Origin of the sequence: Massilia sp. TSP1-1-2, assembly GCF_049896185.1 — a bacterium.
In the GTDB taxonomy this organism is placed as follows: Bacteria; Pseudomonadota; Gammaproteobacteria; order Burkholderiales; family Burkholderiaceae_D; genus Telluria_A.
Genome location: NZ_JAFCTU010000017.1, coordinates 17,711 through 42,779, shown reverse-complemented (window position 1 = coordinate 42,779; position 25,069 = coordinate 17,711). Strand labels below are relative to the sequence as shown.

Below are 25,069 nucleotides of genomic sequence, written 5' to 3'. Positions count from 1 at the left end.
CACGCGGCACGGCGGCGATCGCTTGCGCCGTCAGCGTGCGATTGCCCGCACTTGCTCGCCAGCGCCAAATGCGCGCGCGGCCTCCAGCAGGTCCGGGCCGCGACGCGCCAGCACGCGCTCCATCATGGGATAGAGCACGCCTTCTTCCTTTTCGCTGTGCTGGTGCAGTGTCAGCAGCAAGGCTTCGGCATGCTTGACGAAGGCAGAAGCGCTGAAGGCGGCGACGGCATCGGCCAGGCGCTGCGCCACGGCCCGGATGCGCAAATGCTCTGTGCGCATGGTGGCGGTTAGTGCAACGGCGCGCCCCAGCGCCAGTTCAAAGGCGGGATACAGGATTTGTTCCTCGATCAGCAAATGGCGTTCCAGCCCATGCTGGAAGACAGCCATGTTCTCTTGTGCATCGGGCCAGCAGGCCGCGCCAACGGACTGCTGCGTGCGCCGCAACAGCGCATCGCAGCGCGCATGATCGTGCGTCAGGTAGTTGCCCAGCGTATCCATTCGCATTCTCCGGCCGATTGGCGATGCGCCATTGTCGCCCGCACCTGCTGCCAAAATCCTTAATCCACTTTAAGGAAAATAACCCCGCGTGCCATTTGCCGTCCTTTTGCCGTCCTTCTGGCATTCGTATAGTTCTAAAAGACTAGTACGTCTAAGCACTCTGCGAGATGCGATAACCATAGTGCGAATAGGAAATTTCAAACGTGCTCCATACACTCTTCTGGTTATAGCCTTGCACCGCAGCAAGGCCGCCCGCCAATGCACCTCTAGGAGAATACTGATGGACAACAAAAAAGATTCGAACGACAGCACGACCGAAGTTGTAGCCAGCGTTGCAGCCAGCCGCCGCGGCTTTCTGGGCAAGAGCGCCATGGTTGGCCTGGCCGGCGCCGGCGCCGTGCTCGGCCTGGCCGGCTGCAAGGAAGAAACGGTTGCAGGCAAGGCTGCACCGGTACCCGCCAAGGGCGCCGCCGACGGCAGCCACGTCGCCCCGGGTCAGCTCGATACCTATTACGCTTTTATTAGCGCCGGTCACGGCGGCGAAGTGCGGGTACTGGGTCTGCCATCGGGCCGCACGCTCAAGCGCATTCCCGTCTTTAACACCGACTGCATGGTCGGCTGGGGCATCACCAACGAGTCCAAGGCAGTCATGGGCACCAAGCCCGACGGCACGCTGCAGTACACCACCGGCGACACCCACCACGTGCACGGCAGCTACAAGGACGGCACCTACGACAGCCGCTGGTTGTTCGTGAACGACAAGATCCATTCGCGCCTGGCCCGTATCCGCATGGACACGATGGAATGCGACAAGATCACGTCGATTCCGAACGTGATGGGTTTCCACGGTATTTTCCCGGACAAGCGCGACCCGGTCGACGCCGCCATCAATCACACCACGCGCGTATTTTGCGGCGCCGAATTCCACATTCCGCTGCCAAACGACGGACGCGACCTGGACGACCCATCGAAATGGGGCTGCCTGTTCACCTGCGTTGACGCGGCCAGCATGGAAGTGCGCTGGCAGTGCCGCATCGACGGCAACATGGAGTTGCTTGCCACGTCCTATGACGGCAAGCTCGCTGCCGCCACCCAGTACAACACCGAAGGCGCTGCTGACCTGGCCGGCATGATGGCCGCCGAACGCGACGCCTGCGTGTTCTTCAACGTGGCGCGTATCGAAGCGATGATCAAGGCCGGCACCTTTACGACCATCGGCAGCTCCAAGGTGCCCGTGGTTGACGGACGCAAGGCCGCCAATGAAGATCCGAAAACGGCACTGACCTGCTACGTCCCGGTCGGCAAAAACCCGCACGGCGTGAACGCCAGCCCTGACGGCAAGTATTTTGTCTGCGCCGGCAAGCTCTCGCCAACGGCGACCGTGATCGAACTGGCCAAGGTACTGCAATGGTTCGACGGCGCGCTCAAGCTGCCGCGCGACAGCGTGGTTGCCGAGCCGGAAATTGGCCTGGGCCCATTGCACACCGCCTTCGACGGCAAGGGCAATGCCTACACCTCGCTGTTTTTGGACAGCCAGGTCGTCAAATGGAATGTGGACATGGCAATTGCCCAGTTCAAGGGCGACAAGACCGTCAAGCCGATCCTCGACCGTGCCGACGTGCACTACCAGCCGGGCCACGGCTACAGTTCCATGGGTGAAACCAAGGATGCGGACGGCAAGTACTTTAACTCTGGCAACAAGTTTTCGAAAGACCGCTTCCTGCCAGTGGGGCCCTTGCACCCGGAAACCGAGCAGATTCTCGACATCAGCGGCGCCAAGATGGTGCTCGTGGCGGACCACACGGCCTACCCGGAGCCGCATGACGGCATTATCGTGCGCCGCGATTTCGTCAAGACCAAGCAAGTGTCGGTGATGACGGACTTCCCGAACGCTGTCACGGCAGAAACCGCCGGCATCGAGCGCAAGGGCAACAAGGTGCATGTGCGCCTGATGTCGCAAGCGCCGGCGTTCAGCATGCCGATCATCAAGGTCAAGGTGGGCGACGAAGTGACGCTGACGCTGACCAACTTTGACAAGGTCGAAGACTTGACCCACGGCTGCGCGATTCCATATCACAACATTAACTTTATCGTCAATCCACAGGAAACCCGTTCGGTCACCTTCAAGACCGAGCATGCCGGCGCCTACTGGATTTACTGCACCCACTTCTGCCACGCATTGCACCTCGAAATGCGCAGCCGTTTGCTGGTGGAAGCGTAAGGCCTATGCGCGTACTGTCGCCCTGGCCATGGTGTATGGCGCTGCTGGCATTGCTGTCGATGCTGGCGGGGGGCGCGGCGCGCGCCACCGTCTACGATGCCGAGCTGTCGCAGCAATTGCTGCACGGCGCAAATTTGTGCGCGCAAGCGCCGTGCCGCGACGTTATGCCGCAGGCAACGAGATTTTCTGAACGCAAGGGCCGGCCGAGCTATGTCGAAGCCTTCGGCGCCGGCCCCGACAAGGCCGAGCACCTCGTCGGCTATGTTTTCCTGTCGACCGATGTGGTCGACATTCCCGCTTATTCCGGCAAACCCATCGTTACCCTGATTGGCATGGACACGGCTGGTCTGATCACCGGCGTGCGCGTGCTCAAGCATTCCGAGCCGATTTTATTGGCCGGCATTCCCGAATCCACACTCCTTAAATTCATTGCGCAATATGTCGGCCAGCGCGGCGACGCCAAGCTGGAAATCGGCCATGGCGACACGGCCAACGGCGCGGTGGGGCTGGACGCCATCAGCGGCGCCACCGTCACCGTGATTGCTGAAAACCAGGTCATTTCACGCAGCGCCTATGAAATCGGGCGTCAGGTCGGCATGTTCAAGAGCGAAGTGCGCCCGCCGGCGCGCTATACGCCGCTGAATGAAAAGCTGAGCTGGGAGCAACTGTTGGCCGAGGGCAGCGTTAGTCACCTGCAAGTGGCGCCCAAAGAAGTCGGGCTCGAGGGCGACGGACCGTACATCGACATGCATTTCGGACACTTGAACGTGCCGTCCGTCGGCATCAGCGTGCTGGGCGAACATGCTTACCGGCGCCTGATGGATGAACTCAAGCCAAACGAACAGGCCATTTTCATCATCGCCAGCGGCGCCGCCTCCTTCAAGGGGTCCGGTTACGTGCGCGGCGGCATCTACGACCGCATCCAGGTGCGCCAGGATCCGCAAAGCTTTACCTTCCGCGATACCGACTACCAGAACCTGTACGGCATTCAAGCCGAGGGCGCGCCCGCGTTCACCGAATCGGCCGTGTTTATCGTCCGTTCCGAGAACTTCAACCCGGCCTGGCCGTGGCAGCTCACTTTCCTGGCCAACAAGGCTGAAGGGCAGAGCGGCGCCAAGACGTTTGTGCACTTTGACAAACAATATTGGCTGCCGTCGCGCTACCTGGTGGGCGGACGTCCCAGGGTCGAGCTGCCGCAGGCAGTGTGGAAGGCGATCTGGGGCGGCAAGAAGGTCGAGATCGGTCTGTTCCTGTTCGTGCTCGCCTTTACTGCCGTCATGTATTCGCAGCGCGACACGCTGGTGCGCATTTCGTCGCGCAAGCACAAGCCGTGGATCAAGCGCCCGCGCCATGTGCTGTGGCTGGTGAGCGTCGTGTTCCTGGGCTTTTACCTGAAGGCGCAGCCGAGCATTACGCAAGTGCTGACCTGGTTCCATGCCGTGCTGCACCAGTGGAAGTGGGAATTGTTCTTGTCCGATCCTTACATTTTCCTGTTCTGGTGGTTCATTATCATCAGCACGCTGGTGTGGGGCAGGGGTGTGTTTTGCGGCTGGCTGTGCCCGTTTGGCTCGCTGCAGCAACTGGCCCTGAGCATCGGCAAGGTCATTGGCTTGAAGAAGTATCAAAAATTGTTGCCCAAGCCCTTGCATGACAAGCTCAGGTACCTAAAGTATGTGATTTTTGCCGTGTTGCTCGGGGTGTCGTTTTATTCGATGGAAACGGCCGAGCATCTGGCCGAGATCGAGCCGTTCAAGACCACCTTTATCGTGGGCGTGTGGAACCGGTCGTGGCCGTTCTGGATCTTTATTGGCGGCATACTGGGTTGGTCATTCTTCAGCGAGCGCCCGTATTGCAAATACCTGTGCCCGTTGGGCGCGGGGTTGGCGCTGCCGGGCAAGTTCCGCCTGTTTGGGCTCAAGCGCAAAGCAGAATGCACGACCTGCCATGCGTGCGCTGCCGGTTGCGGTTCGCACGCGATCGATAGCGCCGGCAATATCGACCAGATGGAATGCATGTTGTGCCTCGATTGCATGATTTTGTATTACGACGACCATGCCTGTCCGCCGCTGGTGGGCGAGCGCAAGCGGCGCGAGAAGAATGGGCAGGCATTGACGGCCATTGATGCGGGCGGGTATTTCATCAAGCTCGAATCGGTCAAGGATGCATTGGCAAACCGGGCAGGAGAGTTGGCTCCGTGATGGGCGGCAAGCGAACCGTAGGAAAAGCGCAGGCCTGGGCGGCCCCCTTTTCCGACGTGCGTCGACGCGACGCGAACATGTCGGAACGCGCTTCGCTTGTCCGACCTACGCTGCTCGCGCTTTCTTTGCTGGCTTTCGGGGCGAGCGCCGCTGAATTGCGGGTGTTGCCCGGACAATCGATCGTGGCCGCCATTGCCCAGGCGGCGCCGGGCGACACGCTGCTCATCGCCGCAGGCACCTATAAGGAACACGTGCTGGTCGATAAACGACTGACCTTGCGCGGCCAAGGCCGGCCCGTCATCAGCGCCCAAGGCACGGGCGACGTGATCCGCGTCACGGCCAGCGATGTCGTCATCGAAGGCCTGGCCATCCGCGACAGCGGCGCCGACCTGGACAAACAAAACGCGGGCGTCTATGTCGTGCCCGGCGCCGACCGCTTTACGCTGCGCGACTGCGTGCTGTCGAACACGCTGTTCGGCCTGTGGCTTGAAAAATCCAACCATTCCAAGGTGACGGGCAACACCATCACCGGCAAGCCGGATTTGCTGTCGGCCGCGCGCGGCAATGGCATCCAGGTCTACAACACGGCCGATGTGGAAGTGATCGGCAACACCATCAGCCACGCGCGCGACGGCATTTACGTCGATATCTCGACCCGCGCACTATTCAGGGGAAATAAAATTCACCATGTGCGGTATGGTACGCACTATATGAATACGAATCACAGTACCTGGGAGGGCAACGAGTCCTACCTGAACCGCGGCGGCCTGGCGCTGATGGAGGTGCGCAACCTTGTGGTGCGCAACAACATCGCCTGGGGCAACGAAGACCACGGCATCATGCTGCGCACCATCCAGGATTCGATCATCGAGCACAATGTCGTGGCCGCCAACGGACGCGGTTTCTTCGTGTATGACGCCGAATACAACGTACTGCGCAACAACGTTGTCATCAACAACCGGGTTGGCGTGCACCTGTCGGCCGGTTCCTCCAACAACCAGGTCGACGGCAATGACTTCATTGGCAACGAGGAAGCGGTCAAGTTCGTCGCCGCGCGCGACGTTGCCTGGGGCCGCAAGCAAGGCAATTACTGGAGCAATTACAGCGGCTGGGACCAGGACGGCGACGGCGCCGGCGACGTGGCCTACGAGGCGAGCGACCTGGTTGACCGCTTGAACTGGCAATATCCGCTGGTCAAGCTGGTCTTGACCAGTCCCGCAGTGCAGACGCTGCGCTTCGTGGCCCGCCAGTTTCCCGTGCTGCGCGCGCCCAGCGTGACCGAAGCACACCCGCGCATGCGGCCGAACAACCCTGAATGGAGACGCTTCAATGACAAGCATCCCCATTGAACTGGACGCGGTGAGCAAGTCCTTCGGCAAGGTCGACGCGGTGCGCAATGTGTCCGTGGCGATCGGCAAGGGCGAAATGTTCGGCCTGATCGGCCACAACGGCGCCGGCAAGAGCACCTTGTTCAAGCTGATGCTCGGCTTGCTGCCGGCCAGCGCGGGCAGCGTGCGCGTGGGCGGCGTGGACACCGCCAGCGCGCAGTTCCGCCAGGTGCGCCGGCGCATCGGCTACCTGCCCGAAACCTTTGTCAGTTACGACAACCTGAGCGGCCTTGAAGTGCTGCGCCTGTTCGCCGACCTGAAAGGGGTGACGCGCAGCGCCTGCGCTGACGTGCTGGAGCTTGTCGGCCTGGCCGGCGACGGCGCGCGCCGCCTGCACACCTATTCCAAAGGCATGCGCCAGCGGCTCGGCTTTGCGCAAGTGCTGCTGGGCGACCCGGACCTGATTTTTCTCGACGAGCCGACCAACGGGCTGGACCCGGAAGGTATCGCCGGTTTTTACGTGCTGCTGCGCGCCGCCCAGGCGCGCGGCGCCACCATCGTGATCACTTCCCACATATTGGCGGAAATTCAGGACCGGGTAGACCGCCTGCTGATCCTGGACGCCGGCAAGGTCGCCGCGCTGGGCACGCTGGCCGAGCTGCGCGGGCAACATGTGCTGCCGTCCACGCTCGAACTGCTGCTGCGCCCCGGCCACGCTGCGCTGGCCGCCGGCATGCTGGCGCACATGGAGGGCGTCACCGTGACGCTGGACGCCGACCACCCCGACCATGCTCACATCAGCTGTCCGGCCGCGCTCAAGGCGCCCATCCTGGCCTTGATGGCGCCGGCGCTGCTGGACGTGACGATCCGCGAGCCATCGCTGGAAGACCTGTTCCTAGGCTATGGAGGCCGGCATGCGCGAACGCATTGATTTTCGCCAGGTGCGCGTGATTGCCGCCAAGGAGTTTCGCGACCGGATCCGCAACCGCTGGGTGCTGGCCGTGGCCGTCATTTTTGCGCTGTTCGCGTTGGCAATTGCCTATTTTGGCGCCTCGCAGCAGGGTGAAGTGGGTTTTCACAGCATCGACGTGACGGTAGCCAGCCTGGTCAGCCTGGTGATTTACCTGGTGCCGCTGATTGCGCTGATCCTCGGCTACGATGCCATCGTGGGCGAACGCGAACGCGGCTCGCTCGAACTGATGCTGTCGATGCCGATCACGCGCTTTGAGATTTTGCTGGGCAAATACCTGGGGCTGGCGGCGGCGCTGACCACGGCCACCGTGCTCGGTTTTGGCGCCGGCCTGCTGCCCATGGCCAGCGAGCTGACGGTGCGCGACGGCTTTCATTACGCCGGTTTTGTCGGCAGCGCCATCCTGATGGGCCTGGCCTTCCTGAGTATTTCGATGCTGGTGTCGGTGGTGGCGCTCGACCGGGTGCGCGCCAGCGGCGTGGCAATTGCGCTGTGGTTCTTTTTCGTGCTTATTTTCGACCTGCTGCTGATGGGCGCGTTGGTGATGAGCCAGGGGGGCCTTGGCAGTACGCTGTTTGCCGCGCTGCTGATGTTCAATCCCGCCGACGTGTTCCGGCTGATGAATATCTTCAGTTCCGAGCAGGTGCAAACCATGTACGGCCTGGCGACGGTGATGCCGGAACGGCTGACCGATCCGGCCGTGCTGCTGGCGATCATGGCGGCCTGGATCGTGGTGCCGTTTTTGATCGCTCACTGGAGATTTACATGCCAACCAAAATAGGGTGCGTCCTGTTTGCCTTCGTGCTTGCAGCGTGCAGCGAGGCTACGCTTGCGCCGGTCGCCCAGGAACCGAGCGCCGGCGCCGCGTGCGCACTGGACGGCATGGTGCTGCAGGATTTTCCCGGTCCCAAGGCGCAAGTGCACTACACCGAAGGCAAGCCGGACTATTATTGCGACCTGACCGAATTGTTTGCCGTGCTGCTCGCGCCGGAACACAAGCGCAAGGTGGCGGCGGTGTTCGTGCAGGACGCGGGCAAGACCGACTGGGCCAAACCAAGCGGGCACTGGATCGTGGCCAAGGATGCGCTGTTTGTGGTGGGTAGCAGGAAGCAGGGCTCGATGGGGGCGACGTTCGGCGCGTTTGCAAGCGCGCAAGAGGCGGCCGCCTTTGTCCAGAGGGAGGGCGGCACGATCGTGCAGTTCGACCATATGAAGGCAGCAATGCTTGACAAGAGTGGCGCGGCCGCCAATGCGCGTCATTGATTTTTTTAACGTTTTTGAGGGTGGATATGATGAAGAAAAGTATATTGGTATCGCTGTTGATGGTCGGCGCGCTTAGCGCCTGCGGCAAGAAGGCGGAGCCGACCGCTGCGCCCGAAGTGCCTGCCGCAGCCGCGGTTGTGGACGCGCCCGCCGCCGCTGCGCCTGCGGCACCGGCAGCATCGGCAGCACCGGTGGTCGTTGCCAGTGCCGCCGACCTGGCCGTTGGCGAAAAGGTGTACACGGCCAACTGCGCGTCGTGCCACGGCGCAGCCGTGCTCGGCGCCCCGAAGCTGGGCGACAAGCCGTCCTGGAGCCCGCGCATCGCCAAGGGCGTGGACACGCTGTATAAAAGCGCCTTGGAAGGCTTGAAGATGATGCCCCCGCGCGGCGGGAATGCGGCGTTGAAGGACGAAGAGATAAAGGCTGCGGTCGATTACATGGTCAGCAAGGCAATGTGATAAGTACCCCGCATCGTCCTCGCGCGCGGGGACGATGCGGAAAATATGACACAAAATAAGCGCCATATCAATGCAAAATGTATCATGAGAATGACCCGGAGCCTGTTTGCCGCGCTGCTGCTGATGCTGCTGATGCTGTTTGCGGCGGCCTGCACGCAAGCTGAGGCCACGCATCACACCACCGGCCGCGTTTTTGGCACCGTTGTCGACGTCAGCATCTATGGCGGTTCCCCCGAGCGCGCCGCTGAACTGAGCCGCGCCGTGCTGGCCGAATTCGACCGCCTGCACCACAAATTCCACGCCTGGCAGCCCAGCATGCTCACGCGCCTGAACGACGCCATCGCGCGCGGCGAGCCGTTCACCGCCGATGCTGAAATGGTCAGCCTGCTGCAATCGGCCACGGTGCTGGCCGAGCGCTCCGACAATTTGTTCAACCCCGCCATCGGCCACCTGATCCGCCTGTGGGGCTTCCAGAGCAGCACCTTCGAGGGGCGCGACCCGCCCGCCGCGGAAATCGCGCGCTGGGTCGCGGCCAAGCCGCGCCTGGCCGACCTGCGCTACCAGGGCGTTGTAATCACCAGTACCAACCGGGCCGTCATGATCGACCTGGGCGGCTACGCCAAAGGTTACGCGCTCGACCGCGCCGCCCTGATTTTGCGCCGCGGCGGCGTAAAAGCGGCGCTAGTGAACGTGGGCGGCAACCTGATCGCCATCGGCCGGCCCGGCGCGCGGCCGTGGACCGTGGGCGTGCAAGACCCGCGCGGCGACGGCACGCTGGCGCGCGTGGCGCTGCACGACAACGAAGCGATGGGCACCAGCGGCGACTACCAGCGCTATTTTTTTGCCGGCGGCACGCGCCACCCGCACATCATCGACCCGCGCACCGGCAATACGGTCGACCTGGTGGCGTCGGTGACGATCATCACCTCCGGCGGCCAGGATGCCGGGCTGCGCTCGGACGGCAACTCCAAGCCGCTGTTCATCGCCGGCCCGGCCAACTGGGAAGCCATGGCGGCCAAGATGCACCTGACCGAAGTACTGCTGATCGGCGCCGACAAGCGTTTCCTGATGACGCCGGCCATGCAGGCGCGGCTGCAAGCTGGCAGCCGATGAGCCGGCGCTCGCGTATCATGCACAGGCGGCGCCAGGCAATCGCGCCCCGTTTGCGCACAGCACGCAAGGACCGCCGATGAACCTCGATTCGCTCATACCCACCTGGCACCGCCTCTCGACCAGGATCATGGGCGCGCTGGTAGGCTTTTTGTCGCTGGCCCTGGCCGCCATTTCGCTCACGCTGTACCTGTCCTGGCAGCTTGAAGGCAGCGCCGCCGCCATCAACGATGCCGGCAGCTTGCGCATGGATAGCTTCCACCTGTCGCTGACGCTCTCGCAAGGCGCGCTCGCCGACCCGGCCGCCGCGCGCCTGATCGCCGACATCGGCGCCACGCTGGCGCAACTTGAACAGGGCGACCCGCAACGCCCGCTGCTACTGCCGCCGGCCGACGCGATTCGGCGCGACTTCGCGCAGTTGACCGCGCGCTGGCACAACGAGATTCGTCCCGCCGCGCTGGCGCTGCTGGCACTTGACGGCGCGCCGCGTGCGCAGGCGCTGGGCAAGTTCCGCCCCGACACCGAGCGCTTTGTCGCCGAAGCCGACGCGCTGGTCCGGCTCATCGAGCGCGACAGCGAAACGCGCATGTTCTGGCTGCGCGGCTCGCAGCTGGCGCTGCTGGTCATGGCCCTGGCCGGCACGGTCAGCCTGGTGTACCTGATGCTCAGCCTGATCATTGCCCCCGTCACGCGCTTGCATGACGGATTGCGGCGCATGGCGGCCAAGGATTTTGAAGTGCGGCTGGCAGGCGAGGGCCCGGGCGAATTCGGCCAGCTGGCGCGTGGTTTTAACAAGATGGCCGATCGCCTCAAGACGCTGTACGATAATCTTGAAGGCCGGGTGGCGCGCAAGACCGCCGCGCTGGAACACCAGAACCGCGAGCTGGCGCTGCTGTACGACGCCTCGGCCTTTCTGCAGCATCCGCAGGCGCTCGAACCGCTGTGCCAGGGTTTGCTGGAGCGCATGTGCGACTATTTCAATGCCGACGGCGGCTCGGTGCGCGTGCTCGACGCCGGGGGCAACAACTTGCACCTGGTGGTCCACCAGGGCATGTCGCCCCAGCTGGTCGAGCGCGAGCATTGCATCAAGGTCGGCGAATGCCTGTGCGGCGACGCGGTGGCGCGCAAAATCAACGTGATCCACGACTTGCGCAAGCTCGACAAGGAGCACGAGCTCGCATGCCACCGCGAAGGTTTTGCGACCGTGTCGGTGTTCCATATTTGCGCGCAGCGGGTCAACCTGGGTTTTTTCAACCTGTATTTTCGTCAGCCGAAAACGTTTGACGCGCGCGAACAAAGCTTGCTTGAAACGCTGGGCCAGCTGCTAGGCACCGCCGTCGAAAACCTGCGCCTGGTCGCGCGCGAACGCGAACTGGCCGTCTCCGAAGAGCGCAACCTGGTGGCCCAGGGTCTGCACGACAGCATCGCCCAAAGCCTTAATTTTTTGAACTTGCAGGTGCAGATGCTGGACCAGTCGGTCAAGGCGGGCCACATCGGCGACGTGGCCGACATCGTGCCGCTGCTGCGCGCGGGCGTGCAGCAAAGTTACGAAGATGTACGCGAGCTACTGCATAATTTCCGCACGCGCCTGGTCGAAGGCAGCCTGATCGAAACGCTGCAAACCACGGTCGACAAATTCGGTCGCCAGACGGGGCTGGTCGCCGAGCTGGTGGCCGACCCCGACGGCGCGCCGTTCCCCCGCGAGCAGCAGCTGCAATTGCTGTTCATCGTGCAGGAAGCGCTGTCGAACGTGCGCAAGCATGCCGACGCCAGGCGCGTGCTGGTGCGCCTGGAAGAAGGCGACGATTTCACGCTCACGATCACCGACGACGGAGCCGGTTTCGACCCCGCCCAGCTCGACCGGCGGGGCGACGAGCATATCGGCATCCACATCATGCGCGAACGGGCGCACCGCATCGACGCCGCGCTCGCCGTCACGTCGGCCCCGGGCAGCGGCACCAGCATCACGCTCACCTTGCCGCAGGCGCAACGGCGCGCGGCATGAGTCTTTCAGAGGGAACAGAGATGGACAACGGGATGAAAAACGCGCTGAAAAACGCCGACCAAGCGATCCGCGTGCTGCTGGTCGACGACCACTCGCTGTTTCGCAGTGGCATACGTTCACTGCTGCAGCGCCACGCCGAGTTTGCCGTGGTGGGCGAAGCTGCCGACGGGGTGGAGGGCATCAAGCGCTGCAAGCAGCTCAAGCCGGACGTGGTCTTGCTCGACCTGCACATGCCCGGCATGTCGGGCGTGGAAACCTTGCAGCTGATGCAGCAAGATTGCGCGGGCATCGCCATCATCATGCTGACCGTGTCGGAAGAGTCGGAAGACCTGGCGCTGGCCATGCGCGCCGGGGCGCAGGGCTACCTGATCAAAAATATCGAGACCGATTATCTGCTGCGGGCCATCCGCCGCGCCCATGCGGGCGAAGTGGTCGTGGCCGAAGCGCTCACCGGCAAGCTGGTGGCGCAGATGTACGCGACGGCGCCGGTAGCGCCCGTGTCGGACATCGACAAGCTGACGCCGCGCGAAAAGGATATTCTCGATTGCCTGGCGCTAGGGGAGAGCAACAAGTTTATCGCCCGCAAGCTGGACCTGGCGGAAAGCACGGTCAAGATCCATGTCCAGAACGTGCTCAAGAAGCTCAAGCTGTCGAGCCGGGTACAGGCGGCGGTGTTCGCGGTGGAACACCGCATGGCCAGCACCCTGGGAGAGCGCCAGGGTTAGTACATCAAGGCGGGGATTAGTGCCCGCCGCCGCCGCAACCACCGCAGCAGCTCGATGGCGGCTCGGCCACGATAAAGCCGGCCGTGTTGACGGCAGAACGCAGCGCGGCCGGGGTGGCGCGCGTTTCGTCAAAGCCGACCCGGGCCAGCGTGCTGGCCAGCGTGATGTGCACGCGGTCGACGCCAGCGATAGCTTCCAGCGCTTTGGCGACCTGGACCGCGATCGCTTCGGTATTCATGGCGGGGATGATGAGTGAGGCGGTTTGCATATGAACTCCATGGTTTCCTGTGGTAATGCTTCTCAGCGTAAGCAGGATTAAGATTGCCGTCCACCACATTCGATGCGCGCCGGGCGCTATTTTGGAAAAACGTAAGGTACATCAATTTCACCTCATAAACCAGGAAATGCTGTTGCCGTATGGCTGCGTTTGAAGTAGTATTTTGAATGTATCTTTAAACCGATGTCTTATAATCAGAAGGCCGCAGCATGAGCTTGCACATGATCGAAGAACCCGCCACCGGCGCTGTCCATCCCCTCTGGAGCGGCCAGCATGCGCTGTGGGCGCTGGGATTCCGGCCGTTTTACATCCTGGCCGCGCTGCTGGCGGTGTTGTTCATTCCGCTGTGGCTGGCGCACTATCTGGGCTGGGCCGGGGCGTCCACCCACATCACGCTTGGTTGGCACGTGCATGAAATGGTGTTCGGCTTCGCCATCGCCGTCGTGGTCGGCTTCCTGTTGACGGCGGGGCGCGCGTGGACCGGGCTGCAGACGCCCTACGGCGCGCATCTGGCGGGGCTGGCGCTGGTGTGGGTGGCCGCGCGCGTGGCCATGCTGACGGCGCCCGCGTGGCTCGCCGCCGGCATCGACTTGTTGTTCCTGCCAATGGCAGCCTGGTCCATGTACCGCGTGCTGCACCGGGCCGGCAACAAGCGCAATATGTTCCTCATTGTGCTGCTGGGGCTGCTGACGGTGGCCAACGCCGCCTTCCATGGCGCCGGCATGGGCATCCTTCCCATCGGCCAGGTGGCGCCCATCCATGCGGCCATCTTGCTCATCGTGCTGATCGAAGCGGTGATTGGCGGACGCGTGATCCCGATGTTTACCGATAACATGGCGCCCGGCGCCAAGTCGCTGGTCTTGCCGCGCAACGACAAGATCGCCTTGGCGGTCGTGGTCGCCGCCGTTGCAGGCTGGGTGTTCGGCGCGCCGGGGCCGCTGGCGGCCGGGCTTGCATTCCTGGCTTGCTGCGCCACGGCGCTGCGCCTGGCCGGCTGGAAGCCGCAGCGCACGCTGCGCTTTCCCTTGCTGTGGATACTGCACCTGAGCTACGCCTGGATTTGCGCCGGCTTCCTGCTGCTGGCCCTGGCCGCGCTGGGCATCGGCACGGCCAGCACCGCCTTCCATGCGCTCACGGTAGGATCGATGGCAGGCTTGATCATGGGCATGATGACCCGCACCACGCTCGGCCACACGGGCCGCAAGATGGTCGCCGGCAAGGCTGAAACGGCCATGTATGTGCTGATCCAGGCCGGTGCTTTCCTGCGGGTCGGGGCCGGCATGGCGCCGCTTGCGTGGCGCGCCGGCTTGCTCATTGCCGCTGGCGCGTGCTGGAGCATGTCGTTTGCGCTGTTCCTGCTGGTCTATGCCCCTTATCTGTGGCGTGCCCGCGTGGACGGCAAAGAAGGGTAACTTGCCGCAAGGAAGGAAGTAGAATGCTAGCCTGACCGCTGCACTTGCCAGACTACCCATCATTGCCCATGAGACTGACTGCCTACACCGATTATTCGCTGCGTACCCTGATTTTCCTGGCCATGAACCGGGAGCAGCTGGTCACGATCCAGGATATTGCCGACGCCCACGGCATCGCCAAGAACCACCTGACCAAGGTCGTGCATCATCTGGGCACGCTCGGCTACATCGACACCGTGCGCGGGCGCAATGGCGGCTTGCGGCTGGGGCGCGAACCGGCCGACATCAATGTCGGCGAGGTCGTGCGTTATACCGAAACCGATTTCCACATGGCGTCCTGCTTCGACGTCGCTTCGGCCGGCTGCATGTACGCGGCCGCGTGCGCGCTCAAAGGGGTGCTGGGCCAAGCCACGGCAGCCTTCCTGGACGTGCTGGACGCCGTCACGCTGGAACAGATGATCATCAAGGAAGTGCGCAAGGCCAAGGCCAAGGGCGCGCCGCTGCCGGTGCTGGTGCAGTTCCACCCCATGGGCAGGGGCCGCGGCCGCGCGCGCGACAAAACCTAGTTGCAGGCGCGCCGATCAAGGCGCAAAATGGCGGAACCTTGACGGGTGAAGGCTCCCATGAAACTGGAACCGGCCGACCAGGCGCCAAGCCTGCCGCTATCGACCCTCGATCTGTTGCAAGACCAGATTGCCGTGATCGACGCGTCCGGCGTCATCGTCAGTATCAATCACGCCTGGATCGCCTTTGCGCGCGCCAACGGCGCCGATCTTTCCGCCGTGCTTGTTGGCGCCAACTATCTGGACGCGTGCGCGCGCGCCGCCGTCCAGGGAGACGGCTGCGCGTCGGCTGCCGCAGACTTGATACGGGATATTTTGAGCGGCAGGGTCCAACACGCCAGCCTCGAGTATCCGTGTGACTCGCCCACCGAGGAACGCTGGTACCGGCTCAAGCTGACGGGCGTGCACGCGGCCGGGGCGCGGCACGTCGTCGCCGTGCACGAAGAGATTGCCGGGCCGAATATGGCGGACCGCCAGATGCGCCTGCAGCAAAATCTGCTGGCGTCGGTCGAACAGGCTGTCATTGCGACCGACCTGGCCGGCACCATCCTGTTCTGGAATCCTTTTGCCGAGCGGCTGTATGGCTGGCCGGCGGCCGAGGTGTTGGGCCGCAATATCGTCGACGTCACGCCGACCGAGTTGAACCAGACGCAAGCGGTGGACATCATGGCCCGTCTGCAGCAGGGCGAGAGCTGGTCGGGCGACTTCGACGTGCGTCACCGCAGCGGGCGCATACTGCCGGTGCACGTCACCGATTCCCCGCTGCGCAATGAGCGCCAACAACTGATTGGCGTGATTGGCATTTCCACCGACATGACGGAAAAACGCAAGACCGACAAAGCCTTGCGCCTGTCGGACATGGTGTACCAAGCCATCGGCGAAGCGATCATGGTTGTTTGCATGAATGGGCGCATCGAGGCCATCAATCCCGCCTTTACCATGCTTACCGGCTACACCGAAGAGGAAGTAATCGGGCACGACGCCGACCTGCTCAAGGGTGGCGCCGAGCATTTGATTGGCGCCGATGCCGAGCAACTGCTGGGCAGGACCGGGCACTGGGCCGGCTCGCTGCGCATCCGGCTCAAGTCAGCTGAAATCAGCCTGAAATGGCTGCGGATCGATACGATTTACGACCAGCACAAGCGCGACAAGCTGCGCATTTGCATGTTCTCGCATGTCACGGACCAAAAGCGGGCCAATGAAACGATCTGGCGGCAAGCGAACTTCGATATGCTGACCGGTTTGCCGAACCGCAGCATGTTTCGCGACCGGCTTGAGCACGAGATACAAAAAGCGGGACGCGCCGGCCATCGGCTGGCGCTGATGTTCATCGATCTGGACCAGTTCAAGGAAGTCAACGACACGCTCGGCCACGAAATGGGCGACAGCTTGCTCAAGCAGGCGGCCGGCCGCCTGGCCAGCTGCGTGCGCGGCGCCGATACGGTGGCGCGCATCGGGGGCGATGAATTTACCGTGATTTTAGGCGAACTGGAGGACCCTGCCGTGGTCGAACGGGTTGCTTCCACCATCGTGCAGACCATGGCGCTGCCGTTTTACGTCGCGCAAAATACCATTTATGTCTCGGCCAGCGTGGGCATTACGCTGTTTCCGGAAGATGCGCGCGAGGCCGATGGCTTGATCAGGAATGCCGACCAGGCCATGTACGCGGCCAAGAATCATGGCCGCGACCGCTTTCATTATTTTACCCAGCGCATGCAAAACGAAGCGCTGGGCCGGATGCGGATGATCAACGACTTGCGCGGTGCGCTGGCCAACGACCAGTTCGAGCTGCGCTACCAGCCGATCGTGGCGCTGGCCGACGGCGCCATCCACAAGGCGGAGGCGCTGCTGCGCTGGCGCCATCCGGTGCGCGGCATGGTCAGCCCGCTTGAATTCATTACCGTGGCCGAACAGACCGGGATGATCACGGCGATCGGCGAGTGGGTCTACCAGCGCGCCAGCCAGCAGGCGCACATCTGGCGCAAGATTGCTGACCCGCAGTTCAAGGTCAGCGTCAACTTGTCGCCGGTGCAGCTGCGCCAGAACGGTGGGGGAGGCGGCACGCAGTTTGCCAGCCAAAGCGTGGGCAAGGCCAGGCCGCCGTCGGGCGGGGCGGGGGCCATTCTGGAAATCACCGAGGGATTGCTGCTGGAATCGAGCAAGGCCGTCATGGAGCAGTTGCAAGGCTGGCGCGACGCGGGCGGAGAACTTGCCATCGATGATTTCGGCACCGGCTACTCGGCGCTGTCATATCTGAGGAAGTTTCATGTCGACTATCTCAAGATCGACCAGACCTTTGTGCGGGGCTTGAGTGCGCATTCAGACGACCTGACCATGTGCGAAGCCATCATTGCCATGGCCCACAAGCTGGGCATCAGGGTGATTGCCGAAGGCATAGAAAGGCAAGAGCAGCGCGACTTGCTGGCACACGCAGGGTGCGACTTCGGCCAGGGGTTTTTGTTTTCTCACCCGCTCGTGGCGGCCGACATGGGCGCCTTGCTGGGGCATTAGGCGCTGCACGGGCGAGCCGCTCACCGGCGCGAACGGCCTGCATCGCCCGGCAAATTGGTTTTCAGTTCCGCCCGTGTCAATTGCCTTAGCCGCGTTAACACCAGTTTGCCTTCTGGCTCGAACAGCAGCGTGGTCGGGTGAACTTGCACCTCGTCGCTGCGGCTGGGTTGCCCCAGCGCCCCACGTTCAAATCAAATCTTGTTGTCCTCACGTCGTCTGTTCCGTGATCATCATCAATGTCAAAAAAGCAATGTGCCTGATCATCTGTCATCGCAAGCGCGTTGGAAAATACCAAAGATTGGGCGGGCGCAACAATACCCGTTCCGCCTTAAATTTGATGAGCGTGCCTTTGTCAGACAAATATTCACAGGAAAAACAATGCCGACCCGACTCGATCGTTCGATCGACAAGTATCACCGGGGTCTCAACGTGCTTTGTCATTTACAACCGGGACATGCTTCACCATCCTTGCGGACCATGGTTTCCCGACACCACAAGCTGGTACTCGCGTTGGCCCTTGGCCTTGCCGCATCGGCAAGCGCCCAGGCTGCCGAGACAATGCCAGCCGGCATGAAAGGCTGGAGTTATTTCATCTCGATTAATAAAATCGGCCATGTCCGCACACCGCAAGAAGCGTGCAAGCTCAGTGCGACGAACCACTGGGGTGTCAGGCTTCGCTCGATGAAGCCGGAGGAACTCAACATACCCAGCTATGGCTGTTATTACAAGCTATTGGAAGGTGCCCCAGTCTGGGACTACTCGCATACTTATCTGGACTGCGAAGATGGTTACACCGCCAAGTCGCCCGGCATCTGCGTCAAATGGGCGGAAAGGGCGCGCCCGCCAAGCTGCGCAGCTTCTCAACGCGGGTTTGTCAAGGGAAATCCTGTCGCAGTTAGCAGCGGCGCCAAGATTCAAACCGGAACCGATTTGCAGGGCGCGCCGAACGGGACGCTGCGCATCAGCAGGACCTATCGTTCGCTGCGCGAAGGTGGCATGGGCCAGTCCGCAGGACAAGGCTGGTCCTTTTCATTCGACCGCAGTTTCGCCGTGGTATTTTCGTTACTCCATCCCTCTCAGCCTGTCGGGGTGACCGGAACATTTGGCGACGGCGCCTATTTTGAATTCGGCCGACTGCAATCGGGCCCCTTTGCTTCCAAGACGGACAAACGCGAAACGCTCCGCAGCCTCAACACAACACTCGACGACTGGGAGCTGACCAGGCGCGACGGCAGCATCGAACGGTTCAAGAAGATCGGCGAACGGTACTTGCTGGTCAGCACGCATACCCGGGAAGGCGTTGGCCAGTCCTACACCTACGGGCCGGACAACAGACTGGCCACGATTGCCGACGCCAGCGGCCGCTCGCTGACGGTGACCTGGCGCGGCGACGCAGTGGACACGATCACTGGCGCGACGATGTCCGTGCACTACAACTATGATGTGTACAAAGACGACGACGACAGCGAACTCGCCGGGACCGAGCGACTTGCAACAGTTGAGTTCTACGACGCCCAGGCAGCGCTGCTGAGCACGCGGCGCTACCACTATGAAGACCGCAATTACGCGCACCTGCTGACCGGAATCACGGATGAGAACGGCGTCTGGTTTGCAAGTTACGCCTACAACGACGCCGGGCAGGCGGTGCTGTCCGAGCATGCGGGCGGCGCCGATCGCTACACGTTCGGCTATCCAGAAAAAGCGAAGCGCATCATCACCGACTCGTTGGGAACCACGCGCGAGATCGGTCTGGCCTTTCCGGGAGGCACCGGGGGACTGGTCGCGAGCGAGAGCCAGCCCGGCGGCGCAGGCTGCGGGCCGGGATCGAGCAAGCTGGCCTACGACAATGTTGGCCAGCTGACCAGCAGCATCGATTTCAACGATCAAAAAACCTGCTTCATTACCGATCCCGTACGCGGATTGCTGACAAGCCAGGTATCCGGTCTGACGGCGGCCGCCAGCTGCCCGGCCAGCGCCACCGAAGCCATCGCCGCCACTAGCCGCAGGACAAGCAAGCAATGGCATCCGGACATGGAACTCGAGACCGCCATCGCTAGCCCCAAGCAGATCACAAGGTATGTCTACAACGGCCAGCCAGACGCCAATGGCACCGTAGCCGGCTGCGCGGCTGGTGCGCTGCTCCCCAACGGCAAGCCCATCGTCGTCCTGTGCTCCACAACGGTCCAGGCAACGCGCGATGCAAACGGATCTGGCGGGTTCGCGGCGCAGAGCGACGGCCGCGCCAGGACCTGGCATTACAGCTACAACGCCTCCGGCCAGTTGCTCAAAGCTACCGGGCCGGCGAATGCGCTGGGCCAGGCGGAATCGATCACCAATGTCTACTACGACGACACGACAGCGAGCCATGCCACGGGAGATCTTGCCACCACACAGAATGCCGTGGGCGAAGTAACGCAGTTCCTTGAGTACACCCAGGATGGCCTTGCAAGCAAAATCCTGCGCGCCAATGGCGTGACGGTCAATTTGGTGTATGGGGCCGGGCAGCGACTCGATTCCAGCACCGTTGCAGGAAGCAAGGGCGGTGTCGAGACAACCCGGTATTCCTATGATGCTGCGGGCCAGTTGAAAAGCGTCCTTTCCCCGGACGGTTCGACGGTGACGCTGGCTTACGACAACGCCCACCGCTTGACCAGTCTGCGCGACGGCGCGGGCAACCAGGTTCAACTGACGTTGGACAAGATGGGCAATGTGACCCAGCAGGAGCTGCGCAATTCCTCCGGGGCGCAGGTTATGGTCGGCAACCGCGCCTTTGACGCGCTCAATCGTCTGGCAAGCATCCAGCGTGGCCAGCAGACTGCAGCAACGACGCTGCAATACGACCGTGGAGGAAACCTGCGGGCGCTCACTGATGCGCTGGGCCGCGTCACCACCGCCGAGTTCGACAACCTCGACCGCCTTGCGAAAGCGGCGCTGCCTCCTGCGGCGGCCGGCAAGCCGGTGACGGCGACCAGCTACGGCTACGACCACCAGGACAATCTGGTCAGCGTCACTGACCCTCGCCAACTGACCACGCGTTATACGCTGGATGGCTACGGCCAGCAAAGAGCCGTGAACAGCCCGGACACCAGCGCCGCCACGTACGAGTTCGACGACGTGGGCAATCTTGTGGCCAGCCGTGACGGCCGCGGTGTCACAACCGCCTATAGCTATGATGCGGCGCGGCGGGTGACGAAAGTCGGCACCAGTATTTATGCGTATGGCAAAGGCGCGTCCAGCGCAGCCGGACGAATAACGGCGATGACCGACGACTCAGGCAGAAGCAATTTTGCCTATGACGGGTACGGCCGCCTTGAGGCGCAGGTTCATATTATCGGCAGCGGCACTGCGGCAAAGCAGTTTGCGCTTGGCTACAAATACGGGACCAGCGGCGGCGGCACCGGGCACGTGACGTCGATGACCTACCCAAGCGGCAATCGCATCGACGTCGTCTATGGCGCCGATGGAAAGGCGAGCGAGCTCTCCCTCACAGCACCGAATGCGCAGACCGCGACAGCGATCCTGTCGAACATTGGGTACTCCGCGCTCGGAGCCGTACAGAGCTGGAGCTGGGGGAGCGCAGCGAGCAAGAATATCTACAAGCGGGAGTTCGATGCAGTTGGCCGGCTCAAGACTTATCCCCTGGGCCTGGCCGGCGCCGGCGGCGTTGTGCGAACGTTGAACTACGATGCAGCCGATCGCATCAAATCGATCGTCCACAGCGGCGCGCCGAACGCAATGCGCCTCGATCAAAGCTACACGTATGACGATCTGGACCGTTTGATTCGGGTGGAGGGCGCGAACGTCAGCCAGGGTTTCGACTACGACGCCAACGGCAACCGCATCAAGGCACGTTTTGGGTCCGGGACCTATATCAATATCGTCGCTCCCACGAGCAACCGGCTCGACAAGACGTCAGGCCCGGCGCCGGCCAAAACGAATACTTACGACAACGCGGGCAATCTGACGAGCGACGGGACCGTGAAATACACCTACGGAACCAATGGCAGGCTCATGGCCGTCGCCGTGGCCGGGGGCACCACAAGCTACCGGTACAACGGCTTTGGCCAGCGGGTTGCGAAATCCGGGGCCGGCGGTGCACTGACCTTCTATGTCTACGACCGAGAGGGCCATCTGGTCGGTGAGTACGACCGAGCCGGAAGCGCAATCCAGGAAACCGTGTATCTGGGTGATTTGCCGGTAGCCGTATTGAAGCCCCGCGACAGCGGGACTCCGGTGCCAGGGGCGCCGCCCACGTCGATGACCGATGTCTTCAGCGTGTACGCCGATCACATTCTGACGCCGCGGGCAATCACGCAGCTTAGCGACAACCGGCTGGTCTGGCGCTGGGACAACGCCGATCCGTTCGGCCTTCAGCAGCCCGACGAGAGCCCGGCCGGCCTGCCGAAGTTCACCTACAATCCGCGCTTTCCAGGACAGGTGTATGACAGAGAGACCAACAGCCACTACAACTACTTCAGGGATTATGATCCGCAGACGGGGCGGTATGTGCAGAGCGATCCAATTGGGTTAGACGGCGGAATCAATACGTACGCTTACGTTGGGAGTCGTCCTCTCACGCACGCCGACCCGTTTGGTCTGGCAGATCTTAACTTTTTCAGTCCAACAGAGCCCAAATTTTGGTCAGGTGCGAATGCTTGGAATGTGCCGGGCTACTATACCGTCGCTGGACATGGAGCTTCTGTGGTCATGTATGGGCCAACCGGAAAGGGTTTGATGTTCCCTAAAGATCTGGCAGCAATTATTAGAGCGGACAAGAACTGGCATGGTCAACCGATCATTTTAGGCTCGTGTGAGACGGGTAGAGACCGCAAAGATGGGGCGCCCGGCTATGCAGAAGACTTAGCTGGTCAACTCGGAACTTGGGTTTTTGCCCCGACTGAAGAGGCGTGGTACAACAATGGCGGCATGCTAGGGTCCGGAAAGATTGGCCCACCGCCGAGCTGGGATGGACAGGGCCCATGGGTCACTAAAGTTCCCGGAATGCGTCACTGAGCTCTATAGCGTCCGCTTTAAATTTAATCTTTCCAGTGGTTGCCCATCGGTTTTAATGCTCCCATTTTTTCGAGTGATGTATGAAAATTGTGCATAGTGGATTTCTAGTGTTATCTATATTATCGGTTGGCTGTCAGCCTGATCGGGCTTCGCCTCCAGTGTTGGAGTCTGCTCCTGCCAGACTAGCCAAACAAGGGCCGAATTTGACATTCACTCAGGAGATGATTTCGCTGGTTGATCAAGCAGATAAAATCCTTGTAACGGAACACTCCTCAATTATCGACGCGCTCGATTCTCAAAGGGGGATTTCGTTGGTGCCTGTCGATATCGTTTATCAAAGTAAAATTCTCAGTGAAGAGCAAACCTCAAAGCTCGTCGCTCTGCTCTGGGAGATGGACCAAGAAGTTGGTGCAAACCGGAGTGTTGATCTGAAGATTCTGAACACGCCAGAGGTGAGTTCAAAATCATGTATATTCGCGCCGCACCACAGCATTACTTTTTTTCTCCAGAAAAACGAACCTAAGAAAATGTCTATTGATTTTGCTTGCGGCAGGGCGGAATGGGCGGGCTCAGCAGCATCTGTTCCTGGGGCCTTTATTTCAAAGTTCTATGGCTTCGCGAAACTCATTGGAATTAATCCACTTCAAAACTGGGAAGACTTAGCCGCGAAACACCTTAAAAGCGACCCGGAAAAGAAAACCTCGCGATAACGAGGGAAGCCGCCACGGAACGGCACGGGGTAGTTATGCCGTTCGATCTATCCTCCTATTGATATCGAGGGGGGGGGGGCGCCGCGGGAATGCCGGTATCCGTGGCGTCGCCTTGCGTGCAATCGCCGTCGAACCCAGCTTTTCCTCGCCGCGCAGCGCCGGACCTCGACCAAGTTCATCGACGGCCAGCGCCCGTCATAGGCTCCCCGCGCTGGCGACAACGATGCCTTCAAGCTGGCGCTCGCGCACGCAGGGTGCGACTTCGGCCAGGGTTTTCTGTTCTCACGTCCGCTCGCCGCCGCCGACATGGGCGCCTTGCTGGGCCATCAGCCCTCACCCACAAGCCGCTACGGGCGCAGCCGGCCTGGCACGGCCGGCAAATGCGTTTCCAGTTCCGCCCGGGTCAATTGCCCCAGCCGCGTCAACACCAGCTTGCCTTCCGGGTTGAACAGCAGCGTGGTCGGGTAAGCTTGCACCTTGAATTCCTTGATGGCTTGCTCGTTGCCGGCAATGATGGGGTAGCTCACGTGCAGCGCCCTGGCGAACTGGCGCAAGCGCATCACGCTCTCGCCGTCGGCCGCCAGTCCCAGCACCATTACGTCGCTGCGCGCGTGCGACAGCGCTTCGAGTTCGGGCATCTCCTGAATGCACGGCGCGCACCATGTGGCCCAGACATTGAGCACCACCCATTTGCCGCGATAGGCTTCGAGCGTGTGCAGCTTGCCTTCGACATCGGTCAGGTGCATGGCGTGGGCGGGCGACAAAGCGGCAACGGCCAGCAGGGCCGCCGCCAGCAGGGAGCGGGTACGCATCCGGGCGCGCATTACAAGCGGGCCGACAGGCCGATGACCAGTGCGCGGTTGGCCGTCAGTTGCACGCCGGTGACGTGGCGGTGCAGCGGCACCTGGTAGAACGCATACAGTTGCGTCGACTTGCTCAGCGCATAGCTCAGGCCCGGGCTGGCGTACAGGAAGCGTCCGCCGCTGCTGGCCGGTTCCGCTTCGCTGCCGCTGTCGGCGCTCTTGTGGACGTAGTTCAGCTGGCCCTGGATGCCCAGGCCGCCAGCCAGGCCCTTGCGCACGCCCACATCCACGCCGAGCTGGGCGCCGGGGCGGAAGTTTTCGCGCGTGTTGATCGCGTGCTGGTACTGTGCCTGGGCAAACCAGGAAGCGTCGAGCGCGGTCAGTTTTTGATGATAGTAGCTGCCTGCGATCAAGTCCATGGTGCCGCTGCCGGGCTGCATGCTGCGCTCGGCCCGCGCACCCTGGGCGTTGCTCTCGTCATATTTTCCGGTCGGCAGCTTGACGCCGAAAGTAATGCCGGCGCTGGCCGGCTTGAGCGGGTCGGCCACGCCCGTCAACTGGTAGCGCCCAATGATGCGCGCGTCGTTCAAAGCGGTAAATTTCCAGCTGTCGCCGATCTTGGCGCCGTGGTGATTGTGAATATGAAAGTGTTCGCGCTGAACAGCCGCGGCGCTGACCGTCAGGCCAAAGCCATTGCCGAAATTGTGGCCGTAGCTTAGCACCACGTTGCGGTTTTGTGTGCTCACTTCGTCATGGTGCGAGGGGACCTGGCCGACCGACACCTTATCCGAACCGGACATCGGCTGGTCCTGGTTCATGTACTCGTAGCGCAGGTCGAAGGCGTCGCTTGCTTCAGTCAGCGCGCTCTCGGCTGTCCAGTTGGTGTTGACGGCGCAAAAGGAGGCGCCGCAGCTGGCCAGCGCAATTGATGGCGCCAGTGCTGCAAGGGCCGCGGCCAGGAGAGTGTGCGTTGTTTTCATAATGTGTCCCTGAGAATGAAAGCC

At 62.1% G+C, this 25,069-nt stretch carries 19 protein-coding genes; 15 read left to right on the top strand and 4 right to left on the bottom strand.

Translation table 11 applies throughout. From position 1 onward, the window contains the following. Positions 1 to 30 precede the first annotated feature (30 nt). Positions 31 to 498 (bottom strand): hemerythrin domain-containing protein, encoded by a 468-nt coding sequence (locus tag ACP7BV_RS15835; RefSeq protein ID WP_426105155.1) that lies wholly within the window; start codon positions 496 to 498, stop codon positions 31 to 33. A gap of 280 nt (positions 499 to 778) precedes the next feature. On the opposite strand from ACP7BV_RS15835, the gene nosZ reads away from it, so the two are divergent. The 10 genes from nosZ to ACP7BV_RS15785 all read left to right on the top strand — a co-directional run bounded on the left by nosZ (position 779) and on the right by ACP7BV_RS15785 (position 12,776). Then, positions 779 to 2,719, top strand: a complete 1,941-nt coding sequence (gene nosZ / locus ACP7BV_RS15830; protein ID WP_426105153.1) for a TAT-dependent nitrous-oxide reductase — start codon at positions 779 to 781, stop codon at positions 2,717 to 2,719. A gap of 35 nt (positions 2,720 to 2,754) precedes the next feature. Beyond that, entirely contained in the window at positions 2,755 to 4,917 is a 2,163-nt protein-coding gene (locus ACP7BV_RS15825) for a 4Fe-4S binding protein (protein ID WP_426105151.1), read from the top strand. Between the two features lie 77 nt (positions 4,918 to 4,994). Continuing rightward, positions 4,995 to 6,266: a nitrous oxide reductase family maturation protein NosD gene (locus ACP7BV_RS15820; protein WP_426105149.1), complete on the top strand. Its 1,272-nt coding sequence runs from the start codon at positions 4,995 to 4,997 to the stop codon at positions 6,264 to 6,266. After that, positions 6,247 to 7,176 carry an ABC transporter ATP-binding protein gene (locus ACP7BV_RS15815; RefSeq protein ID WP_426105147.1) on the top strand — a complete coding sequence of 310 codons (930 nt, stop codon included), beginning with the start codon at positions 6,247 to 6,249 and terminating at the stop codon, positions 7,174 to 7,176. Before ACP7BV_RS15820 ends, ACP7BV_RS15815 begins: the two co-directional genes overlap by 20 nt. Continuing rightward, positions 7,160 to 7,996, top strand: a complete 837-nt coding sequence (locus tag ACP7BV_RS15810) for an ABC transporter permease (protein ID WP_426105145.1) — start codon at positions 7,160 to 7,162, stop codon at positions 7,994 to 7,996. The genes ACP7BV_RS15815 and ACP7BV_RS15810 overlap by 17 nt, the downstream gene beginning before the upstream one ends. After that, entirely contained in the window at positions 7,981 to 8,478 is a 498-nt protein-coding gene (locus tag ACP7BV_RS15805; RefSeq protein WP_426105143.1) for a nitrous oxide reductase accessory protein NosL, read from the top strand. The genes ACP7BV_RS15810 and ACP7BV_RS15805 overlap by 16 nt, the downstream gene beginning before the upstream one ends. 26 nt (positions 8,479 to 8,504) lie before the next feature. After that, positions 8,505 to 8,936 carry a c-type cytochrome gene (locus tag ACP7BV_RS15800; RefSeq protein WP_426105141.1) on the top strand — a complete coding sequence of 144 codons (432 nt, stop codon included), beginning with the start codon at positions 8,505 to 8,507 and terminating at the stop codon, positions 8,934 to 8,936. Positions 8,937 to 9,020: 84 nt separating this feature from the next. After that, on the top strand, positions 9,021 to 10,049 hold the full coding sequence (locus ACP7BV_RS15795; protein WP_426105139.1) for an FAD:protein FMN transferase: 1,029 nt from the start codon (positions 9,021 to 9,023) through the stop codon (positions 10,047 to 10,049). Between the two features lie 76 nt (positions 10,050 to 10,125). Further along, positions 10,126 to 12,051 (top strand): type IV pili methyl-accepting chemotaxis transducer N-terminal domain-containing protein, encoded by a 1,926-nt coding sequence (locus tag ACP7BV_RS15790; protein ID WP_426105137.1) that lies wholly within the window; start codon positions 10,126 to 10,128, stop codon positions 12,049 to 12,051. Positions 12,052 to 12,083: 32 nt separating this feature from the next. Beyond that, positions 12,084 to 12,776, top strand: coding sequence for a response regulator (locus tag ACP7BV_RS15785; protein WP_426105135.1), 693 nt, complete (start codon positions 12,084 to 12,086; stop codon positions 12,774 to 12,776). 16 nt (positions 12,777 to 12,792) lie between these two features. On the opposite strand, the gene ACP7BV_RS15780 is transcribed toward ACP7BV_RS15785, so the two are convergent. Further along, on the bottom strand, positions 12,793 to 13,044 hold the full coding sequence (locus ACP7BV_RS15780) for a heavy-metal-associated domain-containing protein (protein ID WP_426105133.1): 252 nt from the start codon (positions 13,042 to 13,044) through the stop codon (positions 12,793 to 12,795). A gap of 230 nt (positions 13,045 to 13,274) precedes the next feature. On the opposite strand from ACP7BV_RS15780, the gene ACP7BV_RS15775 reads away from it, so the two are divergent. The 5 genes from ACP7BV_RS15775 to ACP7BV_RS15755 all read left to right on the top strand — a co-directional run bounded on the left by ACP7BV_RS15775 (position 13,275) and on the right by ACP7BV_RS15755 (position 23,262). Further along, the gene (locus ACP7BV_RS15775) at positions 13,275 to 14,465 is read left to right on the top strand and encodes an NnrS family protein (protein WP_426105131.1); all 1,191 of its coding nucleotides are present in this window, start codon (positions 13,275 to 13,277) and stop codon (positions 14,463 to 14,465) included. Positions 14,466 to 14,533: 68 nt separating this feature from the next. Further along, complete coding sequence (locus ACP7BV_RS15770; protein ID WP_426105129.1) at positions 14,534 to 15,031, top strand: RrF2 family transcriptional regulator; 498 nt, start codon at positions 14,534 to 14,536, stop codon at positions 15,029 to 15,031. A 57-nt stretch (positions 15,032 to 15,088) separates the two neighbouring features. Then, a complete protein-coding gene (locus ACP7BV_RS15765) occupies positions 15,089 to 17,539 on the top strand; it encodes a putative bifunctional diguanylate cyclase/phosphodiesterase (protein ID WP_426105127.1) in 2,451 nt (816 codons plus the stop codon). Between the two features lie 378 nt (positions 17,540 to 17,917). Then, on the top strand, positions 17,918 to 22,552 hold the full coding sequence (locus tag ACP7BV_RS15760; protein ID WP_426105125.1) for an RHS repeat-associated core domain-containing protein: 4,635 nt from the start codon (positions 17,918 to 17,920) through the stop codon (positions 22,550 to 22,552). An 80-nt stretch (positions 22,553 to 22,632) separates the two neighbouring features. Beyond that, a complete protein-coding gene (locus ACP7BV_RS15755) occupies positions 22,633 to 23,262 on the top strand; it encodes a hypothetical protein (protein ID WP_426105124.1) in 630 nt (209 codons plus the stop codon). A 347-nt stretch (positions 23,263 to 23,609) separates the two neighbouring features. Here the strand turns inward: ACP7BV_RS15755 and ACP7BV_RS15750 are convergent, their stop codons facing one another. Continuing rightward, entirely contained in the window at positions 23,610 to 24,074 is a 465-nt protein-coding gene (locus tag ACP7BV_RS15750; protein WP_426105122.1) for a TlpA family protein disulfide reductase, read from the bottom strand. An 11-nt stretch (positions 24,075 to 24,085) separates the two neighbouring features. Next, positions 24,086 to 25,045, bottom strand: a complete 960-nt coding sequence (locus tag ACP7BV_RS15745) for a transporter (RefSeq protein WP_426105121.1) — start codon at positions 25,043 to 25,045, stop codon at positions 24,086 to 24,088. Positions 25,046 to 25,069 lie beyond the last annotated feature (24 nt).